The sequence below is a fragment of the Candidatus Woesearchaeota archaeon genome (assembly GCA_026394965.1).
Classification (GTDB): domain Archaea; phylum Nanobdellota; class Nanobdellia; order Woesearchaeales; family 0-14-0-80-44-23; genus JAPLZQ01.
This window is the reverse complement of sequence record JAPLZQ010000027.1, coordinates 1-8,422: the sequence shown is the minus strand read 5'-3', so window position 1 is coordinate 8,422 and position 8,422 is coordinate 1. Positions and strand designations below refer to the sequence as shown.

Genomic DNA, 8,422 nt, shown 5'->3' with positions numbered 1-8,422 from the left:
GCACTAGAGTCAGCAGAAGACGACAGATTCCTTGATGTAGATGTAATAATCTTTCGAAAGACAAGGAAGAGCGCATACAGGAAAGTCAACTACAAGACAAGAATGAGAAAGCTGTTCCAGGATTCTGTAGCGCCGCTCAAGGAAATACTTGCAGAGGCAATAAACCGCGAATACATAAAAAAGGGCGACAGGGTTGTTTGCGTGCAGGACGGAAGCCTTGGGATGGGATACAAGGGGCTCCTTTTCATATTTGACGTGGATAACATATTTTTCAGCATAAGTGCAACACACCTGAGCGAAGGAATGAGCTCAGACGTGATTGAGTCAGTGATAAACATAGCGCTTGAAATCAGCAAGGAAGGATTCGAGGGCAAGTCAGTCGGGACGGCATTTGTAATCGGCGACAGGGACGAGCTCTTAAGATACAGCAAGCAGATGATAATCAACCCCTTTGCAGGATACCCTGAGGAATGCAGGCGGATAACAGACCCCGAGTTAAAGCAGACTATCAAAAACTTCGCACAGCTCGACGGGGTCTTCCTCATTGACACAGGGGGCGTTGTGCTCTCAGCAGGGGTTTACCTGAATGTAGACGTGGACAAGGAGCTGTGCGATTCCCTCATAGGCTTCGGCACAAGGCACAGGTGCTGCGCAGCAATAACCAAATGCACAAGCGCAGTCTCTGTCGTGCTGAGCCAAAGCGGGGGAAAGATAAGGATTTTCAAAAACGGCAAGATAATACTTAAGATGCCATGAGGAGAAAAAATGGCGCACTCATATTCATTGTTTAACAAACAATTGAAGCAAACGTTATATAAAAAGAGAAGAAGGGTTTCGGCAAGGCGCTATCTTTCCCCTTCTTCCTTTTTATTTTTCCTTATGAGGCAGGGATTTCTGGCTCCAATTAAATTAATTCTTGCAATAGGGATTATCATTTATTCAAAGCCATCGCGCAAAGTTCTCAGGATAAAATGTAAAGGCTCGCCGGTTGGAAGGCTCCTTGTGATAAGAAAAAGCCCGGCATGATTCTTTTCATAATAAACAGAATATTTTTAAAGAAGCATATTCTCCACTAAAAAGACGGGCTTGTGGTCTAGTGGTTATGACGCTGCCTTCACGAGGCAGAGGTCCCCAGTCCGAATCTGGGCAGGCCCATTAAATGATTCCAAAACATTCTTTTTTTCTGGCTTTCGACCTGAAATGGAAGAATTTCCGTCACAAATGAAATTCCGATAGTTTTTTAAACAAGGGCATAATTCCCAATCTTAAGTAGAAATAATTAATCTTTCTAAGTGGAATTCAAAATCATCAATTTTGACTTGGATTCAATTGAAAAGTTTAGGAAGCTTTTTATAAGAGCCTCACTATATTTTCTCTCAGAGGATTTATTGTTCCTATTGATTTAAATAAAAAAATAAATAAAAACAAAAAATTAGTTAGAATTGCGAATTGAGAAATTCCAAATCTGAAAAATTAAAATCAGGAAGTGATTTTATGATAGAAATATGCGCAGTTGGCGGATACAACGAAGTGGGCAAGAACATGACTGCCATAAAAGTGGATAATGAGGTAGTGATACTTGACATGGGGCTGTACCTTGACAAGTACATTTCCTGCAGGGGAGAGGATGACACAAACAGATTAAGCGTGGCTGAACTGATACGCGCAGGCGCAGTTCCCGATGACACAGTAATTAAGGAATGGAGGGCGCAGGTGAAGGCGATAATACCAACTCATGCGCACCTTGACCATGTGGGAGCAGTTCCCTTCATGTCAAACCACTACAACGCCCCGATTATAGGGACGCCTTACACAACAGAAGTGATAAATGCGATACTGCGGGATGAGAAGATATCGCTGAAGAACAGGATAAAGACAGTCAATCCGAATTCAAGATTCCAGCTCTCAAAAAACATTGAAATTGAATTCATAAATGTAACGCACTCAACGCCGCAGACAGTGATGGTTGCAGTGCACACAAAATACGGGACAATCCTTTATGCCAACGACTACAAGTTTGACTCATTCCCGATAATCGGGAAGAAGACAAACATGAAGAGGCTAAAGGAGCTCGGGAAAGAGGGCAAGGTTCTTGCGCTCATACTGGACGGAACAAGGGCAAAGAGCGAGAGCAAGACTCCATCTGAAACAGTTGCAAGGGAGATGCTTAAGGATGTTCTCCTTGGAACAGAAAATTCAAGAAACCTGATAATTGTAAGCACCTTTTCAAGCCACATTGCAAGGCTCAAATCAATAATTGAGCTGGGAAAAAAACTCAACAGGAAGATAATGTTTGTGGGAAGAAGCCTTTCAAAATATGTGGGCGCAGCAGAGAAGATAAAAATAGTCAACTTCTCAAGGACAGTCCAGATGCTTAAATACGGAAAGGATGTCAGGCGCGCATTCAACAAGATTAACTCAGCCCCTGACAGGGGGAAATACATGCTTGTTGTGACAGGGCACCAGGGGGAACCTAACTCAGTGCTCTCCAAGATAGCGTCAGGCGACCTTCCGCTGAAGCTTCATTACGAGGACCAGGTGATATTTTCCTGCAATGTTATTCCAACACCCATGAATGCGGCAAACAGGGAAGTGCTTGAGGAAAAGCTCAGAGAAAGCAATGTGAGAATATTCAAGGACCTCCATGTTTCAGGGCACGCCTCAAAAGAGGACCACAGGGACTTAATCAACCTTGTAAAGCCAAAGCACATAATACCTGCGCACGGGGACATACTTATGACCTCAGCACTCTCAGAGCTTGCTGTTGAGATGGGATACACTCCGGGAGTAAGCGTCCATGTGATGCAGAACGGGCAGAAGATATTCTTCTAGATGTTCTGAATGAAATGATTTTTTTATAAAATTTCATCTGAATCTTTCGGAAAGATTTTTATATTGTGCTGCATGAATCAGGAGTATGCCTGGCTTTTACGACCTGCAGGACAAGATTAAGCATCATTTTGTCTTCAAGGGCTCAGAGATAAGAGCGCTTCTGATAACAATATTTGCCGCAGCATTCATACTCTCATTCCGGGACTGGGGCGGAAACTTATTTAACCTCTCAACAGGGCTGATGAACCTTGCCAATGCATTCCTGATAGTGGGGCTTGCTCTTATTGTCAAGATATCTGTTCAGAAGATATATGCGCTTCACCTGGGATACAAGTTTGAGTACAAGATGTGGATTTATGGGCTAATCGCATCGCTTATCCTCTGCTTTGCAACAAACGGATATGTATTCTTCCTCGCGCTTGGCGGATTCATAATTGCGATGATGCCCGGGCACAGGCTCGGATATTTCAGGTATGACATAAACTATTACGGAATTGCTGTAATCGCGCTAATGGGCCCTCTTGCAAACCTGGGGCTTGCGCTTTTCTTCAGGATGTTTTCTGCAATCCCAAACCCGCTTATACACGATGCCATGGTATTCAATGCGCTTATTGCAGCATTCTCAATGATACCCTTGCCGCCTTTTGACGGCAGCAAGATATTCTTCGGCTCAAGGAGCCTTTATGCGTTTTCTGCAGCAGGGATAGTTTTTATTTCAGCATTCATGTTCTTCATAGAAAGCATTCCCCTTCTGATACTTTCAGCCCTCATATTTGCAATAATAATTCTTGCAGGATATTATTTCAGGTATGAGTTCAAGTGAATCTGAATTCAGGTTAATCCCCGCATTTTAAAAGGCAAAAAGGGAAAGAATAAAAGCAGACGATAAAACCTTCTCTTCCATGAAATCCCAGGAGATAGCAAAGGGAATATGGAAAATATCAGGAAACTCAAACGCCTACATAATAAAAAAGCGGGAAATCGCAATTGATGCAGGTGATTATTCTGAGAGAAGGGACTTTGAGGAGGAAGTGAGAAAGATAATCCCCCCTGAGTCAATAAGGCAGGTCTTTTTCACCCACCTACACTATGACCATGTTGGAAATTACGCCCTGTTCAGCAATGCAAAGCTCTGCGCATCAGAGGAGGAGATTAAATTTTTTGAAAAAGACAGGCTTGGCGCGCTGATAAACATTGAGCTTTCAGGAAAATTCAGCGGAAAAATATTTTCAGCAGAGAAAGAGCTTGAGGGAAGCAAATTTCTTAAAATCATTGAGACTCCCGGGCACACAGGGGGCTCTGCATGCTATTACATGCAGAAGGAAAAGATTCTTTTTTCAGGAGACACAATCTTTTTAAGGGGATATGGAAGGACTGACCTTCCTGGCGGCTCAATTGAAAAATTAAGGGGCTCAGTCAGGAAAATAAAAGGGCTTGAATACCGGATTTTATTCCCGGGGCACGATTATTAATCCCGCACTGGACATAAAAGACACTTACAGCAAATCTTTTTAAACCAAACGGCACTCATTTAAAAGGGGAATATGGATAATCAGGGCAATGAAAAAAAGGACGCAGGAGATGGAATGCCCAGCGAAAGCGATAAGGAAAAAACAATCCGGCTCAGGAATTTCATTCCAAGGCTTTACCAGCAGACAATATTTGCAACAGCCGCTGAAAAAAACACCCTTGTGGTCCTTCCGACAGGGCTTGGAAAGACGGCAATTGCGCTTATGCTTGCAGTCAAGAGGCTCAATGATTTTCCAAATTCAAAGGTTCTGATACTTTCGCCAACAAGGCCTCTTGCAGAGCAGCACATAAAATCCTTCAATAACTTTCTCGATATCGCTGACGGAAATTCAGCTGTATTCACAGGCTTCATGCCTCCAAATAAGAGGGAAAAGCTCTGGAAAGAGCTAAGAATAATCTCATCAACCCCCCAGGGATTTGAAAATGACATAATCTCAGGAAAGATAAACCTCAAAGAGGTAAGCCTCATAATATTTGACGAGGCGCACAGGGCTGTTGGGGACTACTCATACAATTTCATTGCAAAGGCGTATCAGAAAAAGGCGGAATTCCCAAGGATTCTCGCCTTGACAGCCTCTCCGGGAAGCACTGAGGAAAAGATAAAAGAGGTGTGCAAGAATCTTTTCATCGAGGGCGTTGAGATAAGGAACGAATCTGACCCTGATGTAAAGCCGTATGTCCAGCGCATGGACATTGAATGGGTGCCTGTAGTGCTGCCGCCGGACTTTCTGCAGATAAGGAAATACCTTATGGACTGCTTCAACTCAAAGATTGATGAGATAAACAGCAGGGGATTCATAGGAAAGCTTTCGCTCGGGCTCAGCAGGAGGGAGCTCCTTGAGATTTCAGCAAAACTCCATGCAAGCCTTGCATCAGGTGAAAAGGATTACATGGCTATGCAGGCAGTTTCCCTCCTTGCAGAGGGAATGAAAGTCCAGCATGCACTTGAGATGCTGGAAACCCAGGGAATAAGCCAGCTCTACCAATACTTCAGAAAGCTTGAGGATGAGTCAGTCAATACAAAAGTAAAGGCAGTAAAAAAGCTCGTGGTGGACTTGAATTTCAGGTCAGCATATGCAAAGACAAGGATACTCTATGAAGGGGGGATTGAGCACCCGAAAATTGCAAAATTAAGGGAAATAATAAACGCAGAAGTGTCAGGGAAAAAGGACATAAAAATAATCATTTTCACCCAATACCGCGACTCTGCAACAAAGATATTCTCAGAGCTTAATTCAATTTCCGGCGTTACACCAAACATATTTGTGGGGCAGGCAAAGAAGAAAGACACAGGCATGAACCAGAAGGAGCAGAAGGCAATACTTGAGAAATTCGGGAACGGCGAATTCAACACAATGATTGCCACCTCTGTCGGCGAAGAGGGGCTGGACATACCTCAGGTTGACCTTGTAATATTCTACGAGCCAATACCATCTGCAATCAGGACAATCCAGAGACGGGGAAGAACAGGGAGGCAGGAAGCGGGAAGGGTGATTGTGCTTTTCACAAAGAACACAAGAGACGAGGCATACAGATGGTCTGCATTCCACAAGGAAAAGAGGATGAAGAGAACCATTGAGGAAATAAGAAGCAGCATGAGCATAAAATCAGAGCACAACACTGCAGACATAAAGCCGTCATCAATAGGCAAGGAGAAAAAAGACTCTGAACTGAAGGACTTTATGCCTGAGGGGGAAGAAATAAAAATGATTGTGGACCACAGAGAAAAGTCCTCAAGCCTTGTCCGCGAGCTTTCTGAAGCGGGAATCCGCCTGCAGATGGAGAGCCTTGACATTGCTGACTATGTGCTAAGCAGCAGGGTTGCAGTTGAGATAAAGCGCGTTCAGGATTTTGTTGACTCAATAATTGACGGAAGGCTGCTCTCACAGATAAGGAGCATGAAGGAAAATTATGAGCATCCGCTGATTATAATAGAGGGAACAGAGGACATCTATTCTGCAAGGAAGATACACCCCAATGCCATAAGGGGAATGCTCTCCACAATAATAATTGACTATGCAATCCCGATAATCCAGACCAGGAATTTCAGGGAAAGCGCTGCAATGCTCACCCTGATTGCAAGAAGGGAGCAGATAGGAAGGGAAAACGGGTTTTCAGCGCACGCAGAAAAGAGGAGGGGAAGCCTGAGGGAGCAGCAGGAATACATTGTCTCATCGCTTCCCGGGATAGGAAGCGAACTATCAAGGAACCTTTTATCCCTATTCGGCTCAGTAAAGGCAATAGTCAATGCATCTGAAGATGAGCTGAAAAAGGCAAAGCTCATTGGCGAGAAAAAGGCAAAGGGAATACGGCAGGCAGTTGATTCAGAATATGAAAAGAAGGATGAAGGGAACGATTACGGGATTTTCTCAGGTGAAGGCAGCGGAAGCTGCAATGACTCAACCCTTTATTCTGAAAAGCCATAAAATCAATAAAAAATAAAAAACAAAAAAATATTAACTTATTGCTTCATCTATCCTTACTGCACTTGTTTTTCCGTGGAAAAGGAAAAAACAGAAAAAAAGGGGGCAGGAAAGAAAAAATGGAGAAATGGAAGAAAATTCTCTCAGATTCAGCTGACGAAAAGACAATATCAAAATTTCTGAAAAGATTCAGGCTTAAGAAAAGCGAGATAGATGAGATAAAGAGAATAAGCAGGACTTACCCCATGCGCGTAAATCCCTATTATCTTTCCCTCATAAAAAAGAAGGGGGATGCAGTATGGGCTCAGTGCATACCTGATATCAGGGAACTCAAGGACAGGTTCGGCTTTGAGGATCCTTTGCACGAGGAGATAGACAGCCCGGTTCCAGGGCTTACGCACAGGTATCCTGACAGGGTGCTTCTTCTTGTTAAGAATCAGTGCTCAATGTACTGCAGGTTCTGCACAAGAAAGAGGAGAGTCGGGGACTCCCTGAATGAAATCAGCAAGAGCCAGATTCTCAGAGGGATAGAATACATCAGAAAGCACAGGGAAGTGAGGGATGTTGTAATCTCCGGCGGAGACCCGCTCCTTCTTGATGACAGGCAGATTGAATTCATACTGAAGAAAATCAGGGCAATAAAGCACGTGGAAATAATAAGAATCGGGACAAGAGTGCCCTGCACCCTTCCCCAGAGGATAACAAAGAAACTATGCAGGATGCTTTCAAAATACCATCCGCTCTACATAAACACGCACTTCAACCATCCAGATGAGCTCACAAAAGAGAGCATAATGGCTTGCGGAATGATGGCTGATGCCGGAATTCCTCTCGGAAACCAGACAGTCCTCCTGAAAGGGATAAATGACAAGCCGGAAACAATGAAAAAGCTTGTCCAGAAGCTTCTTGTTGCGAGGGTAAAGCCGTATTACCTCTACCAGGCGGACATTGTAAAGGGAACAAACCATTTCAGGACAGATGTGAAGACAGGAATAAAGCTGATTCACGCCTTGCGCGGCTTCACAAGCGGAATGGCTGTTCCGCATTATGTAATTGATGCGCCCGGCGGCGGGGGGAAAACACCTGTTGACCTCGGCTACATCGTCGGAGAGAAATATGACAGGAAAGGAAAATACCGCAAAGTCGTAATGAGAAACTACAAAAAAAGGATTTACGAGTATCCCCTGCCTAAATAATTTCTCCCAGATTTTTTTAGTGTTTTTAGTTTCCTTTTTTTACCGCAGTTTTTTATTATTTTTTATTTTCTGATTTATTGAACCTGAAATTAAATTTTTCAGCGCATTATTTTTCCGACGGATAATTTTACCGCTCTTTCCATTGAAGCGGGAGAATCTTTATTTTGCGGCTTTTTTTAAAATTTTCCCGTCGGAATTTTTTCAAAATAATTAAATATATAAATGAGTTCAGCATTACATCAATTATAAAAAAATCATAAAAATTAAAATCAAAAAATCAGGAAAATCAAAGATTCATGCTCAAAAAAAGCAGTGATTGACAACAAACAAGGAATAAAAGACTCATGAGGTGCCTTCTAGGGAAAGCATTCTAACCCTTCTAAAAGATGACGCTGTGCATTGCCATAACATATAATCTAAAAAAAGAACTGCCCAAAAACC

7 protein-coding genes and 1 tRNA gene are annotated in these 8,422 nt (G+C 43.1%); all 8 read left to right on the top strand.

Annotation, left to right across the window (positions count from 1 at the left end; all coding sequences use genetic code 11):
* Positions 1-756 (top strand): diadenylate cyclase (locus NTV63_01295; GenBank protein MCX6709573.1); only part of this gene is annotated, 756 nt, incomplete at its 5' end.
* A 9-nt stretch (positions 757-765) separates the two neighbouring features.
* The gene (locus NTV63_01290) at positions 766-1,026 is read left to right on the top strand and encodes a hypothetical protein (protein MCX6709572.1); all 261 of its coding nucleotides are present in this window, start codon (positions 766-768) and stop codon (positions 1,024-1,026) included.
* Between the two features lie 56 nt (positions 1,027-1,082).
* A tRNA-Val gene (locus tag NTV63_01285) sits at positions 1,083-1,155 on the top strand.
* 339 nt (positions 1,156-1,494) lie between these two features.
* Positions 1,495-2,832 carry an RNase J family beta-CASP ribonuclease gene (locus NTV63_01280; GenBank protein MCX6709571.1) on the top strand — a complete coding sequence of 446 codons (1,338 nt, stop codon included), beginning with the start codon at positions 1,495-1,497 and terminating at the stop codon, positions 2,830-2,832.
* Positions 2,833-2,917: 85 nt separating this feature from the next.
* Positions 2,918-3,655 carry a hypothetical protein gene (locus NTV63_01275; GenBank protein ID MCX6709570.1) on the top strand — a complete coding sequence of 246 codons (738 nt, stop codon included), beginning with the start codon at positions 2,918-2,920 and terminating at the stop codon, positions 3,653-3,655.
* 79 nt (positions 3,656-3,734) lie between these two features.
* Entirely contained in the window at positions 3,735-4,304 is a 570-nt protein-coding gene (locus NTV63_01270) for an MBL fold metallo-hydrolase (GenBank protein ID MCX6709569.1), read from the top strand.
* A 72-nt stretch (positions 4,305-4,376) separates the two neighbouring features.
* Positions 4,377-6,788 (top strand): DEAD/DEAH box helicase, encoded by a 2,412-nt coding sequence (locus NTV63_01265; protein MCX6709568.1) that lies wholly within the window; start codon positions 4,377-4,379, stop codon positions 6,786-6,788.
* Positions 6,789-6,904: 116 nt separating this feature from the next.
* On the top strand, positions 6,905-7,981 hold the full coding sequence (locus NTV63_01260) for a KamA family radical SAM protein (GenBank protein ID MCX6709567.1): 1,077 nt from the start codon (positions 6,905-6,907) through the stop codon (positions 7,979-7,981).
* Positions 7,982-8,422 lie beyond the last annotated feature (441 nt).